Origin of the sequence: Salinibacter altiplanensis (genome assembly GCF_002894645.1) — a bacterium.
GTDB lineage: Bacteria > Bacteroidota > Rhodothermia > Rhodothermales > Salinibacteraceae > Salinibacter > Salinibacter altiplanensis.
On sequence record NZ_NCQY01000030.1, the window covers coordinates 323,274 to 342,240 of the forward strand.

The 18,967-nt window shown below is 64.1% G+C and carries 16 protein-coding genes; 4 read left to right on the forward strand and 12 right to left on the reverse strand.

The genetic code is table 11. From position 1 onward, the window contains the following. Positions 1-545: T9SS type A sorting domain-containing protein (locus B7R93_RS13410; RefSeq protein ID WP_157942330.1), on the forward strand; the 545-nt coding region annotated here is incomplete at its 5' end. A gap of 25 nt (positions 546-570) precedes the next feature. Here B7R93_RS13410 and tyrS read toward each other — a convergent pair. The 8 genes from tyrS to ffh all read right to left on the reverse strand — a co-directional run bounded on the left by tyrS (position 571) and on the right by ffh (position 7,327). Beyond that, entirely contained in the window at positions 571-1,809 is a 1,239-nt protein-coding gene (tyrS, locus tag B7R93_RS13415) for a tyrosine--tRNA ligase (RefSeq protein WP_103021256.1), read from the reverse strand. Between the two features lie 52 nt (positions 1,810-1,861). Beyond that, entirely contained in the window at positions 1,862-2,326 is a 465-nt protein-coding gene (smpB, locus tag B7R93_RS13420) for an SsrA-binding protein SmpB (protein WP_103021257.1), read from the reverse strand. A 248-nt stretch (positions 2,327-2,574) separates the two neighbouring features. After that, positions 2,575-3,384, reverse strand: coding sequence for an MqnA/MqnD/SBP family protein (locus tag B7R93_RS13425; RefSeq protein ID WP_103021258.1), 810 nt, complete (start codon positions 3,382-3,384; stop codon positions 2,575-2,577). A 66-nt stretch (positions 3,385-3,450) separates the two neighbouring features. Continuing rightward, positions 3,451-3,807 (reverse strand): 50S ribosomal protein L19, encoded by a 357-nt coding sequence (gene rplS, locus B7R93_RS13430; RefSeq protein WP_103021259.1) that lies wholly within the window; start codon positions 3,805-3,807, stop codon positions 3,451-3,453. A gap of 60 nt (positions 3,808-3,867) precedes the next feature. Beyond that, entirely contained in the window at positions 3,868-4,590 is a 723-nt protein-coding gene (gene trmD, locus B7R93_RS13435; RefSeq protein ID WP_103021551.1) for a tRNA (guanosine(37)-N1)-methyltransferase TrmD, read from the reverse strand. Between the two features lie 48 nt (positions 4,591-4,638). Beyond that, positions 4,639-5,235 (reverse strand): ribosome maturation factor RimM, encoded by a 597-nt coding sequence (gene rimM / locus B7R93_RS13440; RefSeq protein WP_103021260.1) that lies wholly within the window; start codon positions 5,233-5,235, stop codon positions 4,639-4,641. Positions 5,236-5,264: 29 nt separating this feature from the next. Then, positions 5,265-5,870 (reverse strand): 30S ribosomal protein S16, encoded by a 606-nt coding sequence (rpsP, locus tag B7R93_RS16245; protein WP_103021261.1) that lies wholly within the window; start codon positions 5,868-5,870, stop codon positions 5,265-5,267. Positions 5,871-5,941: 71 nt separating this feature from the next. Then, the gene (ffh, locus tag B7R93_RS13450) at positions 5,942-7,327 is read right to left on the reverse strand and encodes a signal recognition particle protein (RefSeq protein WP_103021552.1); all 1,386 of its coding nucleotides are present in this window, start codon (positions 7,325-7,327) and stop codon (positions 5,942-5,944) included. Between the two features lie 525 nt (positions 7,328-7,852). Between ffh and B7R93_RS13455 the strand changes: the two genes are divergently transcribed. Next, the gene (locus B7R93_RS13455; protein WP_103021262.1) at positions 7,853-8,431 is read left to right on the forward strand and encodes a 5-formyltetrahydrofolate cyclo-ligase; all 579 of its coding nucleotides are present in this window, start codon (positions 7,853-7,855) and stop codon (positions 8,429-8,431) included. A 41-nt stretch (positions 8,432-8,472) separates the two neighbouring features. Beyond that, positions 8,473-9,144, forward strand: a complete 672-nt coding sequence (locus B7R93_RS13460) for a PspC domain-containing protein (protein ID WP_103021263.1) — start codon at positions 8,473-8,475, stop codon at positions 9,142-9,144. Positions 9,145-9,154: 10 nt separating this feature from the next. Here the strand turns inward: B7R93_RS13460 and B7R93_RS13465 are convergent, their stop codons facing one another. From B7R93_RS13465 to polA, 3 genes are all read right to left on the reverse strand, one after another. Continuing rightward, the gene (locus B7R93_RS13465; RefSeq protein ID WP_232798450.1) at positions 9,155-10,471 is read right to left on the reverse strand and encodes a M16 family metallopeptidase; all 1,317 of its coding nucleotides are present in this window, start codon (positions 10,469-10,471) and stop codon (positions 9,155-9,157) included. An 81-nt stretch (positions 10,472-10,552) separates the two neighbouring features. Continuing rightward, positions 10,553-11,866 (reverse strand): M16 family metallopeptidase, encoded by a 1,314-nt coding sequence (locus tag B7R93_RS13470; protein WP_103021264.1) that lies wholly within the window; start codon positions 11,864-11,866, stop codon positions 10,553-10,555. 117 nt (positions 11,867-11,983) lie between these two features. Next, positions 11,984-14,764 (reverse strand): DNA polymerase I, encoded by a 2,781-nt coding sequence (gene polA, locus B7R93_RS13475; protein ID WP_103021265.1) that lies wholly within the window; start codon positions 14,762-14,764, stop codon positions 11,984-11,986. A gap of 255 nt (positions 14,765-15,019) precedes the next feature. Between polA and B7R93_RS13480 the strand changes: the two genes are divergently transcribed. Continuing rightward, positions 15,020-15,703 carry an HAD hydrolase-like protein gene (locus tag B7R93_RS13480; RefSeq protein WP_103021266.1) on the forward strand — a complete coding sequence of 228 codons (684 nt, stop codon included), beginning with the start codon at positions 15,020-15,022 and terminating at the stop codon, positions 15,701-15,703. Positions 15,704-15,774: 71 nt separating this feature from the next. On the opposite strand, the gene B7R93_RS13485 is transcribed toward B7R93_RS13480, so the two are convergent. Then, positions 15,775-18,585, reverse strand: a complete 2,811-nt coding sequence (locus B7R93_RS13485; protein WP_103021267.1) for a PAS domain-containing sensor histidine kinase — start codon at positions 18,583-18,585, stop codon at positions 15,775-15,777. Positions 18,586-18,967 lie beyond the last annotated feature (382 nt).

Consider the following 18,967-nt stretch of genomic DNA (forward strand, 5'->3'; position numbering starts at 1 on the left):
GGACCGCGACGGGCGACGACGGACGGGACGGATCGGCCCAGCGGTATCTGCTCCGCTACGACACGACCCGCATCGAGTCGGCAATGGACTTCGAACAGGCACAGCCGGTAGGGAGCCCTCCACTCCCCGCCCCAGCCACACAATCGGAGTCGGCCACGATTACGGCGTCGGACGGGCTCGAAGCGGACCGGACCTACTACTTTGCCCTCGTCGCCGAAGATAATGCCGGCAACCAATCCCCCCAGGCCTCGCCCGACCGCGAGGCCGTGCTGGTGCGGGAGATTCAAATCGACGAGGGGGGGGTTGCCTCCGGGGCCGGTTCGTCCTCGACGACCCAGTTCGTGCTCAACGAAACCCAAGATGTGCGAGTCACGCTCTACGACGTGCTGGGGCGACGCGTCCAGGTCCTGCTCGACGAGGAGGTACCGGACGGGTTTCGGCGAAGCATTCGAGTGCCGACGGACGGACTCTCCAGCGGCCCGTACTTTCTGCGCTTCACCGGCGAGCAGTTCGCGACAACTCGGAAGATCGTTGTGGTGAAGTGACTCGTGCCCCGGCCCCGGTGGTTGCTTAAGCGTTCGCCTCGTGCCCGGGCGGGAGGATGCGGGCAAACCGGCGCTTGCCCACCTGGAGCACGAGCGGCGCTTCCTCCCCCACGTCGATGTACCGGCCGGTGTCGGTGACCTTCTCGTCGTCGATCGTCACGGCCCCCTGCTCGATCATGCGGCGGCCCTCGCTGTTCGAGTCCGTCAGGTCGGCGTGGCGCATCAGGTTCAGAAGGCCGACCTCCCCCCCGTCCTCCGGCGTCGGCGTGTATTCCGGCAGGTCGTCCGGCACGCCCCCCTCCACCACGGTCTGTTCGAAGTGCTCCGCGGCCTGATCCGCGGCCTCTTCCCCGTGATACATTTCCACGACGCGACGGGCGAGTTGGGCCTTGGCCTGCCGCGGATTGCTCTCGGCAAACTGTTTGACCTTCGGCAGCTGCTCGGTCGGAATGTCGGTGACCAGCTCCACGTACCGGTAGATCAAATCGTCGGGCACCGACATGGTCTTGCCGTACATGTCCTCCGGGGCCTCGGCGATGCCGATGGCGTTGTCGAGAGACTTCGACATTTTGTCGGACCCGTCGGTGCCCTCCAGGAGCGGAAGCATCATGCAAACCTGCGGCTCCTGGTCGTTGGCCTCCTGAAGGCGACGCGCGAGGAGTAGGTTGAAGCGCTGATCGGTGCCCCCCAGCTCCACGTCGGCACCGATGTGGACGGAATCGCGCGCCTGCGCCAAGGGGTACAGAAACTCATGCAGGCTGATGGGCTGACCCGCTTCGTAGCGCTGCTCAAAGTCGTCTCGCTTCAGCATCTGCGCGACCGTCTGCCGGGCCGCCAGCTCGATGACATCGCTGAAGCTCATCTCGTCAAGCCACTCCGAGTTGTACCGGATTTCCGTCTTGTCCGGGTCGAGCACGCGGGTGGCCTGTTCGTAGTAGCTCTGGCCGTGCTCGCGCGTCTCCTCGAGGGTGAGCTGGGGACGTGTCTTGGAACGGCCGGACGGGTCGCCGATCATGCCCGTGAAGTCCCCCACAATCAGGAGGGCCCGGTGGCCAAGGTCCTGAAACTGGCGCAGCTTGCGCAGAACGACGGTGTGCCCAAGGTGGAGGTCGGGCCGACTGGGGTCGCATCCGAGTTTCACGGTCAGGGGCGTGTCCGTCTTGCGCGACGACTGGAGCTTGTCGGCCAGTTCGTTTTCCGGAACGATCTCCTCCACCCCACGGCGGAGAACCGTCATCTGCTCATCGACCGGGGGAAATGCCATGTGTCTGTGCTCTTCATGAATGATACAACACGCTTCTCTTCGTCCTCCCTCCCTAAAAGTTGTAGTCGCTCTGCTCCTGCTCCAGTCGACGCTCCATCTCTCGCTCCTTGATGACCTGACGCTTGTCGTGCTTCTGGCGCCCCTTGGCGATCCCAATCTTTAGCTTGGCCCACCCGTCGCGGAAGTAGAGCGACAGCGGGACAATCGTGTAGCCCTCTTGCTCGGCCATCTGGCCCCACTTGCGGATTTGCTGGTCGTGGAGCAGGAGTTTCCGGGTGCGCCGCGGCTCGTGCCCAAACCGGCCGGCCTCCTCGTACGGCTTGATGTACATCCCATGAATCTTCATCTCCCCCTCCCGGTCGACCTGACAGTATGCCCCGTCCAGACTCGCCTTCTCTTGACGCACCGACTTTACCTCGGAGCCTTCGAGGACGAGCCCTGCCTCCAGAGCCTCCTCAATGTCGTACTCGAACTTTGCTTTCTTATTGCGCGCAACGACCTCAGTGCCGTCAGCCATGGCGAGAAGGGGTCTGAATTCGACAGTGAACGCGGCACGCGACCCTGGCCCAGACCGGACTGGGGCACCCCGCAGGGACTACGGGACCGAGAACCAGTTTGGGGACTGAATCGAGTGGGAGGAGCGAGCATCGGGGAGCCGACAGTCAGCTCGTAGCCGAAGGCTGCGGGAAACGACCGCCGGAAACCAGCAGCAGTGTACAACCCCTCGCGGCCAGTTGGGGCCCGAGACATCACTTGACGCAGGGTCTACGCCTCCTCCTCGTCTTCCTCTTCGTCGTCAAGGTACACGAGTGGAAGGTCCGGGACATCCTCCGTCACGTCGTAGAAGAAGAGGTACTTCCGAAACTCCGTCAGGCTCGCGATGGCGAGCTTATCGAGGCCCGTACGGAGGTCCTCTCGGTAGAATTCATTCAGCGAGGCCGTGGTCTCCTGTGCCTGGACCCACACGTCGCGATTGTCGTCGGCCGCCTCGCCCGAGGCGATAAGCGCCTCGATCATTTCATCCGTGGACTGGTCCCGCTTGGTCACGTAAAGCCCCCAGACCATCGGGTAGTTGGACAACTCGTACCACTCGCGCCCAATGTCCATCGTGAAGGAATCGGGCCGGAGCGCGGGCACGTCGGGCCCCACGAGCAGCGCCGCGTCCTCTTCGGTGTCGAGCAACGCCGTCGGGGGACGATCGTCGTAGGGGACGAACGTAGGATCCACCTGGTAGTGCTCATGCAGGACAATCCGGGCGGCGATGCGCTCCTGCGCGACGCGCCGGTCGTAGGCAATCGTCTCCGGAAAGTCGTGTAGCCCCCCCGTCCACACGAGCCGCGCATATGGGTACCGCCACGAGACGAGCCCCACACTCGGAAGCACGTCGATGGCGTTGCTGGCCTGCAGGGCCAGCATCGTCGGCATCAGGGCCACATCCACCTCGTCCTCGACCAGCATCGCCGCACACTGTTCGGGACGATGCCGCGTAATCCGGAACGGATTGTCCACGGCGCCGGACGTAAAGCCCGACGCCAAAAACTCAGCGGGCGGATAGTCCCAAATCGCAAGGTCCATGGGAGCGAAAAACGAGTCCGGAGTCGACGAACGCGGGCATGCGTGGCGGCCTTTTCCACCACCGCACTAGTTGCCCCGGATTTGTTCTTGAATCCGGGCGTCCTTCCCCGACAGGCCCCGCAGGTACGTGAGCTTCGAGCGGTTCACCGCTCCGCGACGGACAACCTCAATCTTGGCCACCCGTGGGGAGTGGATCGGGAAGATGCGCTCAACCCCCACTCCCTCGGACACCTTTCGAACGGTAAACGTCTCGTTCGGGCCGGAGCCACGGCGCGAGAGACAGACGCCCTCAAACTGCTGAATGCGTTCTTTCTCGCCCTCGACCACTCGCAGGTGGACGTTGACCGTGTCTCCGGAGTCAAAGGCCGGCACGTCGTCGCGAAGCTGCGTCGCCTCAACGACGCTCATCAGATCGGTAGCCATGTTACTGTTTTTGTAGTTGGGTGAAAGCAAACAATAGTCAGTCAGAGCCGGGGCGTACGCTCACTGCGAGGATGCCTCCGGCGAATCCGTAGCGTCTGGGAGCAGGTCCGGCCGTCGGTCGCGGGTCTTCTCAAGCCGCTTTTCGTCCCGCCAGCGGGCGATGGCCTGATGATTCCCGGAGCGGAGCACCGACGGCACCTCTCGCCCCCGAAACTCCGCCGGCCGCGTGTAGGCCGGGGCACCGAGAAGTCCGTCCTGAAACGCATCCGTGAGGGCCGAGGAGCTGTCGCCCAGGGCCCCCGGCACGAGCCGGACGACCGCGTCGACCAGTACGAGCGCCGGCAGCTCCCCGCCACTGAGCACCACGTCGCCAATGGACAATTCGCGGGTCACGAGGGCGTCTCGAACCCGCTGGTCAATGCCCTTGTAGTGCCCTGCGATTAGAATCAGGTGCCCGTCCATCGACAGGCGGTTGGCCATCGACTGGTCGAACTGCTCTCCATCGGGCGTGAGATAGATAATGTCGTCGGCCTCTCCGGCCGCCTCTTCGATCGCTTCTACGGCTCGGAACAGCGGCTCCGGCTTCAGCACCATCCCGGCCCCTCCGCCAAAGGGCCGATCGTCGACCTGGCGGTGCTTGTCGGTCGCGTGCTCGCGGAGGTCGTGGACCTGAAGGGCGGCCACGCCCGATTCCTGCGCCCGCTTGAGGATGCTGTGTTGCAGAGGCGCCTCCACGAGCGACGGAAGGGCCGTTACAATGTCAATGCGGATGCTCCCAGGCATGCCGGTAAACAACAGTCTCCAGAGTGTGTCACGAAGGCGGTCGTCCGACTACGCATCCATCAGTCCGTCGATGGGGCGCACGACAATCCGCTCCGCCTCGTCGTCGATCTCAATAATGAAGTCGTCGATGGCCGGAATCATCACCTCCGCGTCCTCGGGGGTCCGGACCACGAAGAGGTCTTGCGCGGGCATCTCCATGAAGTTGGCGACGGTTCCCTGCACCGCTCCGTCTTCCGTCACGGCGGTCCAGCCCACCAAATCGTCGGCAAAGAGCTCATCGTCCTCCAGCCCCAGGGCCTCCTCGGTCGCGAACACGTCCATTTTGGCAACCGCCTCGGCGTCGTCCCGGTTCGCGATGCCGTCCAGCCCCAGCAGTACCGTCGTGCCCCGCTTGGTTTGTTGGTAGCGGACCGAGGCGATGGCGTGACGGGTGACTCGGCTCGGATGCGGCCCCACAAACACCCTGGGCAGCGCCTCGAAACGAGCCGGGTCGCCGGTCGCAGACGGATCAACTTTGAGCTCTCCGTCCAGGCCATGGGCCCGAAAGACGAACCCCACCTTCACTAGATCGGTTGGCGGGACATTCGCGAAGTCCGGGCGTTGGGCTGCCGAGTCGTCGGGGGGGGAACCCGTCGGGGGAGACATGGCACAGGGACCGGCGGTCCCGCTCAGGGCTACTCGTCAGTGGACTCTTCGGACTCGTCCTCAGTGTCGGCGTCGGCCGACCCGTCTGTGTCTTCCGCCTCATCGGCGACAGCTTCCGGCGCATCCGACGCTGAGGCAGGATCGGACTCAGCGCCTTCGCCCTGGGCCTCGGCCTCCTCCTGGACGACCGAAAGCGGGGTGGCCTGGGCGCGCAGCTGCGCCTCTTCGTCAATCTCCTCGGCCCGCTCACGTTCTCGCTCCAGGGGGTCTTTGCCGCGCGCGCCCACCGCGATCTTGACCTCTTCGTCCTTCTCGGCCATGCGCTCCCGAAACTCTTCGACGGCTGCTTCGATCTCGTCCGGCGACTCGCCCTTCTTCTTCAGGTGGTGATGGAGCAGGAGGCCCCGGCGGCGCAGGATGGACCGCACCGTATCGCTCGGCTGCGCCCCATTTTCGAGCCAGTAGAGGGCTCGGTCTTCCTCCAAACGCACCTCCGCGGGTTCACGGAGCGGAAAGTAACGGCCAATGTCTTCAATGTAGCGCCCGTCCCGCGCGTTGCGCTGGTCGGCGGCGACAATCGAATAGACCGGAATCTTTTTGCGCCCAATGCGGCGCAGTCGAAGCTTAACAGACACGTGTTCGTTCGGGTGTGTTCAGTTCAACAATCGTGAAAAGCGTGCAAGCGATCGTACCAATGGCCCTTGGCCTACCGTGGGCTGTGGCCTTGTCCCCCACCGCCGCCCGTAATCTTGTCCATGAGGCTCGAGATATCGACATCCTGCCCCTTGCTCGTCATCTTCTGCATCGTCTTCATCATGTCCTTCATCTCTTCGAACTGGCTGACCAGCTGGTTCACGTCCCGGACCTCATTTCCACTGCCCCGGGCAATCCGGCGGCGACGGGTGCCATTCAAGATGTCGGGGTGGGCCCGCTCTTTCGGGGTCATGGACTGAATGATGGCCTCAATGTGCGTGAAGGCCTCATCGTCGATGTCGAGGTCGCGGATCTTGTTGCCAACCCCTGGGATCATGCCCATGAGCTCTTTGATCGAGCCCATCTTCTGGATGCGCTGGAGCTGATCGTAGAAGTCCTGCAGGTCAAACTCCTCCGAGCGGATTTTCTCCTGCAGGCGTTCGGCCTCCTGCTCGTCGTACTGCTCCTGGGCGCGCTCCACGAACGAAACCACGTCGCCCATGCCCAAAATGCGCTGGGCCATGCGGTCCGGATAGAACGGCGTGAGCGCGTCCAGCTTCTCGCCGGTGGAGGCAAACTTGATGGGCTTGTCGACCACCGTCCGGATCGAGAGGGCCGCCCCACCGCGGGTGTCTCCGTCGAGCTTCGACAGAACGACCCCGTCGTAGTCAATGCGCTCGTTGAACTCCTTCGCCGTGTTCACCGCGTCCTGGCCCGTCATGCTGTCGACGACGAACAGGGTTTCGTTCGGCTCCACCGTCGTCTTAATGTCCTCCACCTCCTGCATCATCGACTCGTCGATGTGCATGCGCCCCGCGGTGTCGATAATGACGATGTCACGGGCCGTGTTTTGGGCCTCCGCCACGGCCTCGTCGGCGACGCGCACGGCATCCTCCACAATCTCGCCGTCCTCCTCGACCGAGTAGACGGGCACGTTCACCTGATCGGCCAGCGTCTTGAGCTGGTCGACGGCGGCGGGCCGGTACACGTCCGAGGCCGCCAGGAGCGGCGCGTGCCCTTCCTTGCGAAAGTGACGAGCCAGCTTGGCACAGAAGGTCGTTTTGCCAGAGCCCTGCAGGCCAGCGACCAGAATCACGGTGGGTGGCGTTTCCGCCATCTCAACCCCTTCGTGCTCGCCGCCCAGCACCTGGGTCAGCTCGTCGTGCATGATCTTCGTCAACTGCTCCCCCGGAGTGACGGAGGTCAACACGTCCTCCCCCGCAGCCGCCTCTTTCACGTTCGCGGTAAATTCCTTCGCAACCTGGTAGTTGACGTCTGCGTTCAGCAACGCACGGCGGATTTCCCGCATCGTCTCGGCAACGTTGACCTCGTCGATGCGGCCCTGGCCCGTGACGGACTGCAGGGCGCCCTCGAGCTTTTGGGACAATCCTTCAAACATGATGGTGTACGTCAACTCGTCTCGTCAATGTCGGCGCCTCCCTCCGCCGTGAAGGCCGGACCGGGCGGCCGGCCGGGCCACTCGTAGTGACAAATCCGCTTTGGGGGACTGCGCGCCCAAGTTGCCGGCTCAACCGATTCCTATACGTGTGAGGCGCCACGATTCGATCCACTCCTGGAGAGGTGTTCATCCATAATTCGCCACCCGACTTTCGGGACGCAGGCCCTGTAACAATGGCCGCGCGGCCCACGCCATGTAACCGCTCGGGCAGGGATCGTTTTCGGATGACAGTACGTGGCATTTCAAAAGCCTGTTTTAATTTTGGATCGGATGGGGAGGGGGGCGAGCATCGATGAGCCGAAAATCGGCTCATGATCGAGGGCTGTAGTGGAGGGCTACCGCCCGAGACCGGAGGCGATTTACAGGTCTTCACTGCCGCTCGGGGCCCCGACACAGAAATTGAAACAGGTTCCAAGGCATAGGGTGCTACAGTCAGCCACTGGCGTTTTCTCTTCTTCAGGCCGCATGGCCCCTTCGACCAAAGACACGTGGCGGCGCCGGTTTCGGACTCGTCGTCGTGCACTATCGCCCCAGTCGTATCGTGCCCGGAGCAGCCTGATTGGGCACCGGGCACTGACGAGGCCGGCCGTGGTTCAGGCGCAGGTGGTGCACGTCTACTGGCCCCTCACCGCCCAGCGCGAGGTGGACACCCGTCCCCTAATCGCGCTGCTGCGGGCCCGGGACGTGCAGGTCGTGCTGCCAGTCGTCACGAGCTTTGAGGCGGAATCTCCTACGCTGGAGCATCGCCGGTACACCGGGCCGGCGTCGCTGACCCCGAACCGGTGGGGCATCCAGGAGCCCACACAGACGGAACGGGTGCCACCCGACGCGATCGATGCGGTGGTCGTGCCGGCTCTGGGCGTCGGCCGGAATGGACATCGTGTCGGCCACGGGTCAGGGTACTACGACGCCTTCCTGCGGTCGGTCTCGTGTCCACGCGTCGCCCTGACGTACGAAGCCTGCCTCGTCGCCTCCCTGCCAAACGACTCCCACGACGTGCCCGTAACGGCAGTCGTAACCGAACAACAGGCATTTGCGCCGTAGGCCGCATCGCCCGCTGGTCCCCCCACAACCTTCCTCCTATCATGTCTTCACGTCAGCGCTCTCGGTCTCGGTCCTCCTCCGATGCAACCGACGAGTCCTTCGAGCAGCCGTCTCCCTTCGAGGTCGGCGAGACCACACTCGACCTGGACGACATCTCTGAGGAGGAGCTGGACGCCCTGTACTTTGAGGATGACGCCGAAGCGTCGAGCCTCTTCAATTTGCCCACCGTAACCGGACTGACATTGGTTCTGGCCGGGACGATTTACCTGCTGAGCGAGCTCGGGGCATGGACCGGTCTCGCCTTCTCCAGTCTCCTCCTCCCCTGGCTCGTGGGCATCGGGGTGATCCTACTCGGGTTCGGCCTCCTCACGTGGCGGTCGTCGGGCGAGGCCGAGGACGATGCCTCCAAGAAAAAGGCCGTGGAGGCGGAAACCGGTCAGACCAAGGTGGTGGAGGAGCCGAAGAAGTCCGGCAAGAAAAAGCTCACGCGCTCTCGCACCGACAAGAAGCTGATGGGCGTGTGCGGCGGGATCGCGGAGTACCTACACCTGGACCCCACCCTCGTCCGCATTGCCTTCGTCGTTGGGGTCATCGGGTCCGGCGGCCCGTTCGTGCTCGGCTACTTCGCCCTGGCCTTCATCATGCCGAAGGAGTCGCCCCTGTCTCCAGAGGAACGGCTCTCGATCATCCGGGACGAGGTGGACGAGTCGTAGCCGTCCGCCCCTACGCCCCTGCCGTCGCCTCGACCGGGCTGGGACGGGTGCCCGCGAGGGCCTCCTGAATCGCCTCCGGGTCGAGGTAGTCCCGAATTGCGGCGTTTACTTCGTCCAGCGTGAGCGCCCGAATCTCCTCCGGAAAGCCGTCGAGGTACGAGACGTCGAAGCCCCGCTCGGCATTGGTCAGAATGGACTGGGCGAGGCGTTCGGTGGTGGCGAGGCCGACGGAGTACGAACCGGTGATGGTCGTCTTCTTTGCGTCGAGTTCCTCGGCCGTCGCCCCTTCCGCCACGAACTCGCGGATCACATCTGTCGTCGCCGCGATGCCCTCGTCCACGGCGTCGTGGCTAAGGGTGACGCTCGTCTGCCACGACCCGACGTGGCGGGTGCTCACCCCAGACAAGCTCGACCGGATGCTGTAGGTCAGGCCCATCTCGTCGCGAACGGTAGACATGAGGCGCGCCGCAAAGTTGCCGCCGAGGATGTAGTTGCCGACGTAGAACGCGGGATAGTCGTCGTGGTCTCGCCGGATGGGGACGGCGTGGCCCAAGCGCACATCCACGTTCGACTTGTCGGGCATCGGGACGGTGGTGCGACCAACCTCCGCAGACGCGGCGTTGGGATCGTGGACGGCCGGGGCGTCGTGCGGCGCCCATCCGGTGAACGTCTCGCTTACGACCGAGGCGACCGCGTCGTGCCGAAGGTCCCCGACCGCGGCGAGGGTCCACTCGTTGGATCCGAAGTGGGCCTCGTGGTAGTCCCGCACATCTTGCACCGTGAGGCCCTGCAGCCACTCCAGCACCGTTTCCGGGGCGGGCGAATAGTTGGGGTGCCCCTCGGGAAACAGGCGCTGCGACAGGGCCGTGGAGGCCTGCGCCGACGTCTTCTCCATGCGGCGCTGCAGGTCGGCGGCCACCTGGGCCCGGGCCTTCCGAAACTCTTCGGGGTCGAACGCCGGGGCCCGCAGCATCTCGGCCGCAACCGCCATCACGCGCGGAAGGTCGTCCACCAGCGCCCGGCCGGACATTTCCACGAACAGGCCATCACTCGACAGATCCAGCGTTGCCCCACACGCTTCTAGGACGCGGGCCAGCTCGAAGCGGTCGCGGTGCTCCGTGCCCTTGTCGAGCAGCGACACCGTGAGCTGCTGACGGAGTGCGTCCCCCGCGGCGAAGTCGGGGTGCGTCACGAACGAGCCCCGAAAAGAGACCACGTCGTCCACCGACGTGCGGAGCGTCAGGAGCCGCCCAGGCCCCACCGTTCGATCTTGAATACGGGGGGCAAGGCTCGGGCTGGCGTTGCTGGGGGAAGAGGAGTCGGACATAGACAGAGCGATTGTTGAAAAGCAACGGACGCGGGGGCCGAACGGCGTCTGGGACGAGAGCCGACCCCGGACGTCGGCGCGTCAGGAGGTGGGCACGTACCGGCCGATGGTGACACGGTCACGGGTCAGGTAGGTGCGGGCGACGCGCTGGACGTCCTCTGCGGTCACCTCGTCGAGGCGATCGAGGTACTGGGTGTAGAGCTTCCAGTCGCCCGCCGCGAGGGCTTCGTTGAGCTGCGAGGCGACGCGCATCGGCCCGTCGCGGTCAAACGCAATCTGGGCGCGAAGCTGGCTGCGGGCCCGGTCGAGCTCCTCCTGGGTGATGCCGTTTTCCTGGACGTCCTGAATCGTCTCGTGGATGGCGTCTTCGACCGTCTGGTGGTCCTGGTCGGGGGCGAGGTACGCAAACACCGAGAACAGACCGGGGTCGCGGAGGCGAAAGTTGATGCCGAAGACATCGCTGGTCAGGCCGCGATCGGTGCAGCGCCGGAAGAGGCGACTGCTCTTCCCCGACGCCAGGATACGAGCCAGGACGTCGAGCACGTCGGAGTCGGCCTCCAACGCCGGAGGAGACTTGAACCCCATCAGGACCGCGCCCAGCTGGCCATCCTGGCGAACCGTCACGCGGCGGGGGCCGGACTGCTCCGGCTCTTCGGTGGTGACCTGCGGGATCTCGTGCGGGGCCGAGCCGATGTCCCCAAAATGCTGGGCCACCTCGGCCAGCGTCTCGCCACGGTCAAACTGACCGACGATCGAGAGCGTCGCGTTGTCGGGCCAGTAGAACGTGTCGTAGTACTCGCGCAGCCCGTCCGGCGTGATGCGCTCGATGTCGCTCTTCCATCCAATCGTCGGATGGTGGTAGGGATACGCCACGAACGCTGCCCCCCACACCTCGTCGAGCAGCCGCGAGACTGGATCATTCTGATTGCGATCTCGCTCGTTCAGGATGACGGTACGCTCGTCCTCCACGTCCTCGGCGTCGATCAGTGCCCCCCGCATCCGATCGGCCTCAATGTCGAGGGCAAGCGGCAGGTGCTCGGTGGGCAGCATCTCGTAGTAGTTGGTGCGGTCGAGCCAGGTGGAGGCGTTCACCTTCGCGCCCACAGACTGAAGCGTCTCAAAGATCGAGGTGCCCTTCCGCTTGTGGTACCGCTCGGTCCCCTTGAACATAAGGTGCTCCAGCATGTGGGTCGCCCCGGTATGCCCGGTGCGCTCGTTGCGACTGCCCACGTGATACGTCACCATCGAGGTCGCCACCGGTGCCCCGTCCTGCGGGAGCAGGAGAACACGAAGGCCATTCGTGGAGAGCCGGTAGCATTCGATGCCGTCCGACGCCTCCTGAAAGTCGACGGCGGCGGGCAGGTCGCGGGGCGGAGCAGGAATCGTTTCGGTCATGCGTAAATGGGATGCGGGAAAAGGTTGCCGTTGATTGCAGCGGAGCGTGGCGCGTGAAGTTGTGATGCGTGAGGGCGCTTCGCCCCATGATCACGAAGCACGGGTCACGCATCACACTCAGTGCGCCTCCAGCCAGTTGGCACCGGTGTCCATGTCGACGACCACGGGCACGTCGTCGAGCGGCAGGGCATCGCGCATCTCGTCGTCGATCAGGGCCTGCGCGGCGTCCAGCTCCTCGGGGGGCACCTCGAAGACCAGCTCGTCGTGCACCTGAAGCAGCATTTGCGTCGCCCAGTCGTCGTCGGACAGCCGCTCGTGGATGCGGTTCATCGCGATCTTGATCATGTCCGCCTGGGTGCCCTGGATGGGCATGTTGACGGCCACCCGCTCGGCGGCACTGCGCGCATTGCTGTTCGAGCTGTCGATGTCCGGCAGGTAGCGACGGCGCCCCAGGAGCGTCTCCGCGTAGCCCTTGTCCTGGGCCTTCTCCACCAGCTCATTCAGGAGCTGCGAGACCCCGGGGTACGACTTGCGGTACTGTTTGATGATGTCCTGTGCCTCGTCGACCGGCATTCGCATTCGCTGGGCGAGGCCCCACGGCGAGATGCCATACGGGATGCCGTAGTTCACCTCCTTCGCCTTGCTGCGTTGCCCGGGCGTCACGTCCTCCGGGGCAATGTCGTACACCCGCGCCGCGGCGTCGGTGTGAATGTCGCCGCCCTCCTTGAAGGTTTCCTGCATGGGCTCGTCCCCGCTCATGGCGGCGAGGATGCGCAGCTCGATCTGCGCATAGTCGGCGGACAGCAGCTCCCATCCCTCCTTCGGAACGAAAGCGCGCCGAACCTGGCGGCCCATCTCGGTCCGGATGGGGATGTTTTGGAGGTTCGGGTCACTCGACGAGAGGCGCCCCGTGGCGGTGCGAGTCTGGTTGTAGCTGGTGTGCAGGCGTCCCGTCTCGGGGTGGACCAGCTCGCCGAGGCTGTCGAGGTACGTGCTCTTGAGCTTGTAGGTGGAGCGCCAGTCGAGGACAAGCCCCGGAATCTCGTGCTCGGTCGAGAGCTCCTGCAGGACGCTTTCTTTGGTCGACGGCTTGCCGGTCGGCGTCTTGGAGACGACCGGAAGGCCGAGCTTCTCGAACAGAATTTCGCCGAGCTGCTGGGTCGAGTTGATGTTGAACTCCTCCCCGGCCAGCTCAAACACCTCGTCTTCGATCGCGCCGAGGCGCTCTTCCAGTCCGTCCAGGATCTCATCGAGCACATCCGTATCGAGCCGGATGCCGGTGTGCTCCATTGCAGCGAGCACGTGGACGAGCGGAAACTCGATGTCGTGGGCCACGTCGAGCACGGTTCCCTCCTCCAGCTGCGCAGCCAGCTCGTCCGCCAGGCGGAAGGAGATGTCGGCGTCCTCACAGGCGTAGGGCGCGGCCGTCTCCACGTCCACCTCGCGCATCGATTCCCGATCGGTGTCGTCCCCAATCAGGTCCGCGATGGGGACCATCTTGTAGTTGAGCACCGACCGCGCCACGTCGTCCAGATTGTGGGTCTCTTCGGGGGCCACGAGGTAGTGGGCCACCATCGTGTCGAAAAGCGTCCCGCGCACCTCGACGCCGTGCTGCTTCAGCAGGAGCAGGTCGTACTTCAGGTTGTGCCCGAGCTTCTCAGTGTCACGCGCCAGCACCGGTCGCAGCACGTCGAGGACCGCGTCGGTCGGGGTCTCGTCGGGCAACGGGGTTGGGACGTAGGTCGCCGTCTCGGCCTCTGCACTAAAGGACAGGCCCACGAGGTCCGCGGTCATCGGGTCGCGGGAGGTCGCCTCCGCGTCGAACGCGTAGCGGGCCTGCTCGGACAGCCGGTCGGCAAAGTCGTGGAGCTCGTCCGCTGTCTCAATGACCGCGTAGTCGACGGCCTCCGGGTCGAGTTCCTGGACCTTCTCGTACGGGCCGAAGTCAAATTCCAGGTCTGGATCGTCCTCGTCCGTCTCTTCTTCCACGACACTCTCTCCTTCGATGCCCAGGCGGTCGCCGAAGGAGTCGAACTCCAGCTCCTGGAAGACAGCCGTGAGCTTCTCTTCGTCCAGCGCGTGGCGCTGGAGCTGGTGCCAGTCGAGCGGCACGTCGAGGTCGGTGCGGATGCGGACGAGGCGCTTGCTCAGGCGGGCCTCCTCGGCGTGCTCCTGCATCCCCTCTCGTGCCCGCTTGCCACTCAGGTCGTCGGCGTGGTCGATGAGGTTTTCCACGGAGTGATACTCCCGGAGCAGCTTCTGAGCCGTTTTCTCCCCGATGCCGTACACCCCCGGCACGTTGTCGCTGTTGTCGCCCATCAGGGCCAGCATGTCGACAAATTGTGCCGGGTCGAGGCCGTACTCGTCCCGGAAGGTGTCCCCGGTCTTGATTTCAAAATCCTGATCGCCCTTGGCGGGCTTGTAGATCGAGACCTTGTCGCTAAGCAGCTGCTTGAAGTCCTTGTCGGGCGACACGATCACGACGTCCGCATCGTCGGCCTCGGCCTGCTTCGCAAGGGCGCCAATCACGTCGTCGGCCTCCACGCCCGGCACCTCCAGCACCGGAATGTCAAGCCCCTTTACGATCTCCTTGATGTAGGGAATGTTTTCCAGCAGCTCCTCCGGCGGCGGGTCGCGGTTGGCCTTGTAGTCATCGTACATCTCTTTCCGGAAGGTGTCCTCCTCCCCCTCGTCGAACACCACCGCGGCGTGCTCGATGGAGTGGTCTTCGATCAGCTTGAGCAGGGAGTTCGTGAACCCGTACGCCGCGGAGGTATTTTGGCCCTTGGAGTTGATGAGGGGCCGACTAATAAAAATGTAGTGTGCCCGGTAGGCCAAGGACATCGCGTCGATGAGGTAGAGGGCGTCGTCGTCCGGGGCGGCGTCGGGGGGAGACATGCGGGGTAGTGCAAACTGGCAAGAGAAACGATCCGTCGATGCCGGGGCGATTGGGACCGGGGCAACCGGTCCTATACGTCGACTCGTATAATGCTCGACGGGAGGGCGAGGTTCAGGCATACCTCGTCCGTGGCCGTACGTGGGTCGTTGTTGCCGAATTCTTCCAAGCCCGTGCCCAGGGGGATCCCCGGGCGACGCGGACGGTACGGGCACCAAAGAGATCTTCCCCACTCTTACCTCGACCTGCCACAGCCGATGAGGCTTCTTCTCTTCGACATCGACGGCACGCTCGTTCGGGTGAACGGGCGCGGCCGCGAGGCCGTGAACACCGCCCTGTCCTCACTTATGAACCAGCCGATTTCCGTGGACGGCGTGACGTTTTCCGGCCGTACGGACCCGGCGATCGTCGAGGCGGTGCTGACGCACAACGACCTGCCCGCGACCGACGCAATGATCGAAGACGTGATCTCGACGTACGTGGAAACCATGCGGGATGTCCTCACACCGGCGGACGTGGAGGTTCTGCCGGGGGTCTCGGACCTACTGACCAAACTGCACGCCCATCCAGACGTGCAGCTTGGCCTGGTTACGGGAAATGTCGAGCCCATCGCGTACGAGAAGCTCTCTGCGCACGGCCTGGACACGTACTTCCCCGTCGGTGCCTTCGGCAGCGACCACGCGGAGCGGAACCGATTGCCGGAACTGGCCACCCGACGGGCCGCCGACCACACGGGCCATGCCTTCCACCCCCACGAGCACACCGTCATCGTCGGCGACACGGCCCACGACATCGAGTGTGCCCGTGCCGTCGGCGCACAGGCCGTGGCGGTCTGCACCGGCCGCTACGGGCGGGCCGACTTGTCACAACACGACCCCGACCTGCTGTTCGATTCCCTTCCAGGGCCCTCCGCGTTCCTTCAGCAGACCCTTGCGGACTGAGGAGTGCCTGTGCGCCCCCCGCAGGAGTTCGCCGTGCCCCACTGGGCGGCCTCATGGACAGATTGATCAGGTCACGCACCGCCGTGGGCCCTCGGGAGCCAGACCGTAATCCGCGTTCCCTCCCCCTTTTCAGTCTCCACGTCGATGGTGCCCCCCATCTGCCTGGTGGTCTCTTTCGTCACCGCGAGTCCAATGCCAGTGCCCTGATACTCCCGAGAAAACCCTTCCGAGGCCTGCCGAAACGGCTCAAAAAGGCCCTCGGCGGTTTCGGGGTCCATGCCAATCCCCGTGTCTTCGACCTCGAAGGCAACAGCTCCCTCCTCGCGGTGCGCCCGGATCCACACGCACCCGCCTGTTTCGGTATATTTGACGGCGTTGGAAAGCAGGTTCCGCGCGAGGATCTGAACGCCTCCCTCGTCGGCCTCCGCCCATGCCGCCTCCGTCTCCAGGTGGAGAGACACCCCCTTCTCCTCAGCCCGCGGCCGAAGCTCTTCGGCGACAGCCTCCGCCTCCTGAACCAGGTCAACCGGGCGGGCCTCCAGCTCCATCTCGCCGGCTTCCAGCTTGGACAGATTCAGGACCCCCTCCAACGTCTCGAGCAGGCGTCGTCCACTCTGCTCGATCAGTTCGGCGTACTTCGGCAGCGGACTGTCGTCCGGCAGGTCGAGCCCCCTGGCCTCAGTATTGGTCGCCTCGGCAAACCCAATGATTGAAGTCAGCGGCGTGCGAATCTCATGGCTCATGTTTGCGAGCAAAGAAGACTTGAGCTGGCTGGCCTCCTCCGCCTCCCGCTTCGCTTCACGGAGCGCACGCTCCCGTTCCTTCCGCTCCGTGATGTCCTGAATCGTCCCCCGGACCCGTGCCACCTCGCCGTCCTCCCATTGGGGCTCGCCCCGGATGCGGGCCCACCGCACCTTGTCCCCGGCGGCGACACGCACCTCCAGGTCGGACGATTGTCCTTCCTGGAGGGCGCCCTGCAACGCGGCCCGCACCCGCGACTGGTCCTCCGGGTGGTAGTAGTTCACCGCGGCCCTGGGATTGGGATCTGCGTCGGGCGGAAACCCCAAAATTTCGTACGCCTTCGAGGTCCAGTTTCCTTCATTCCTCTTCACGTCGTACTCCCAGGCCCCCACGCCAGCAATCTCTTGTGCGCGGTCGAAGAGGTCATTCTGCCGCTCTAGGGTCTCTTGGCGCCGATGTTGTTCGGTCACGTCCCGGGCGGTTCCCACGATCTGGCGCACATCCCCCTCCACGACCACGGGGGCGATGCGGGTCTTCCAGTACGTTTCTCCCCCCTCCAACGGAATGGTCTCCTCGTACAGAAGGGCCTCTCGGCGTCGCACGCACCGCCGACACTTCTCCATCATGAACTGCCCCACGTCGTCCCCGAACACCTCTCGTGGGGAGCGCCCGCGAATCTCCGCCTCAGCATGCCCGAACTGGCTCTCGTAGACGGGATTCACACGCCGGTACCGGAACGCTCGTCCGTCCGCCTCCTCACACACATCGAGGAGGAAAAGGGCATCCTGCGCGTTTTGGAAGAGCGTTTCGGACTGTCGAAGGCGCCGTTCTCGCTCTTTCCGCTCGGTGATGTCTTGGGACACCGCGAGTCCGGAAATGACGTCGCCTCCGTCCCCCCGGATTGGGAGCGTCTGCACGCGGTAGCGCTGCCCTTCGTACTCTTGTTCGTAGACGTGCTTTTCTCCATCCAGTGCGCGGCGAAAATATTTGACGTGTTCTCGTGCAATCGCGTCGGGAAACAGGTCGTGCGGGGTCTTGCCCTCCACTTTCGACGGAGGGAGCCCTGCGCTCTCCAATCGCTGTCCCCCGGCAAGCCGAAACCGCAGGTCCTCGTCGAAAAGAAAGACCCCTCCGTCCGGGAAATTGTTGACCAGCGTCTGGTACCGTCCCTTTATCCTCCGGAGGGTCTGTTCCCGCCGCACCCGGTCCGTAATGTCGCGCAAATGAAACACAGCCTCCGGGCTTTTTCCTTCCGTCCGGAGGGGAGCTCCGCTCACTGACAAGACCCGTTGGGAACCATCGGCCCACTGGAACAAGAATTCCGCGTCGCAAAGCGACTCGCCCGTCTCCACGACGTGGTCGAAGGGGGCCTCCTCCTTCGGCATGGTTTCTTCCCCGAACGGCGTCAGGGTCCATTCCAACTCCTCGTGCGTTCGCCCACAGATGTCCTCTTCACTGTTCCGAAGGACCTCCTTCACCCGCCCATTCGCCTCGACAAAGGTCCCCTCGTGGTCGAGGCGAACAATCACCCCTGGACTGGTCTCCACGAGGCGGTCCAGGAGATCACGCTGTTGTCGAATCGTCATTCGGCCTCGGAGGGAAAGGCTGACCGTGAGCGCCACGACGACCATGAGTGCGAGCACGACCGAGGGCTCTAGCTTTGGGGCAGAGGTCAAGAACAGCCCTCCAGCCGTGACCAGAACCCCGAACCCAAGGAACCAAAGAACCGGACGCAGTGATTGAGCGCCGAGCTCGATGACCACCCCGATGGACGCGTACACGAGCAACAGGGCGAGCCCGTACTCGCTTCTGAAGTCGTTTGCCGTGGTGACAGCCGCAATCCAGATCATCTGGAGATACATCAACCCCCACATCAGCGGTACGTAGTGACGCCGGATCCACCAGGAGGCGTAGGACAGCAGGAAGAGTCCCCCAAACAAGCCCGAAAGGCCGAGATACGCCCACATGGGACTCGCCGACTCAAGCCCGGACAGCCGATAGAGGATGCTGAGGGACGAAATCAAGAACGCCCCGAGGAGACTCATTAGACGATAGAGCTGGATGCGGTCCTCCTCATCGGACGAGAACGCTTCGTCGTCGGGACGAAGGAGCGAAGAAAACGTCAGGGCGGTGTGAGACATATCATTCTCGAATGAGAAGATGATGCTTGGGGGTTATCTTACCTTTTGCCCCTAGAGCACAAAGGACACTGCTGCTTAATTTATCTCCTCTTTTGGACAAAATGTAAACGCAAGAGGAATTTCTTCACGAAATTGGGTGCTGCGGCCCACTGACTCCGACATTGGGGTACCGGGATTCTCTTCCAACAGGATCGTCGACCCACCGGGCTTCTCCGTCACTGAAGATGCCCGGTCCGAATCAACCATCCGGTGGCGGCCTCTTTCGCCGAGCCACCTGTGCGGGACGGCAATCGACCACGGTCGATCCGGCCCTGCCGCAAGACGAGCCCGGGCCTTGCCCGCGGCGACGGGGCAACAGGACACGTTCAAGGATCCCCCCCCC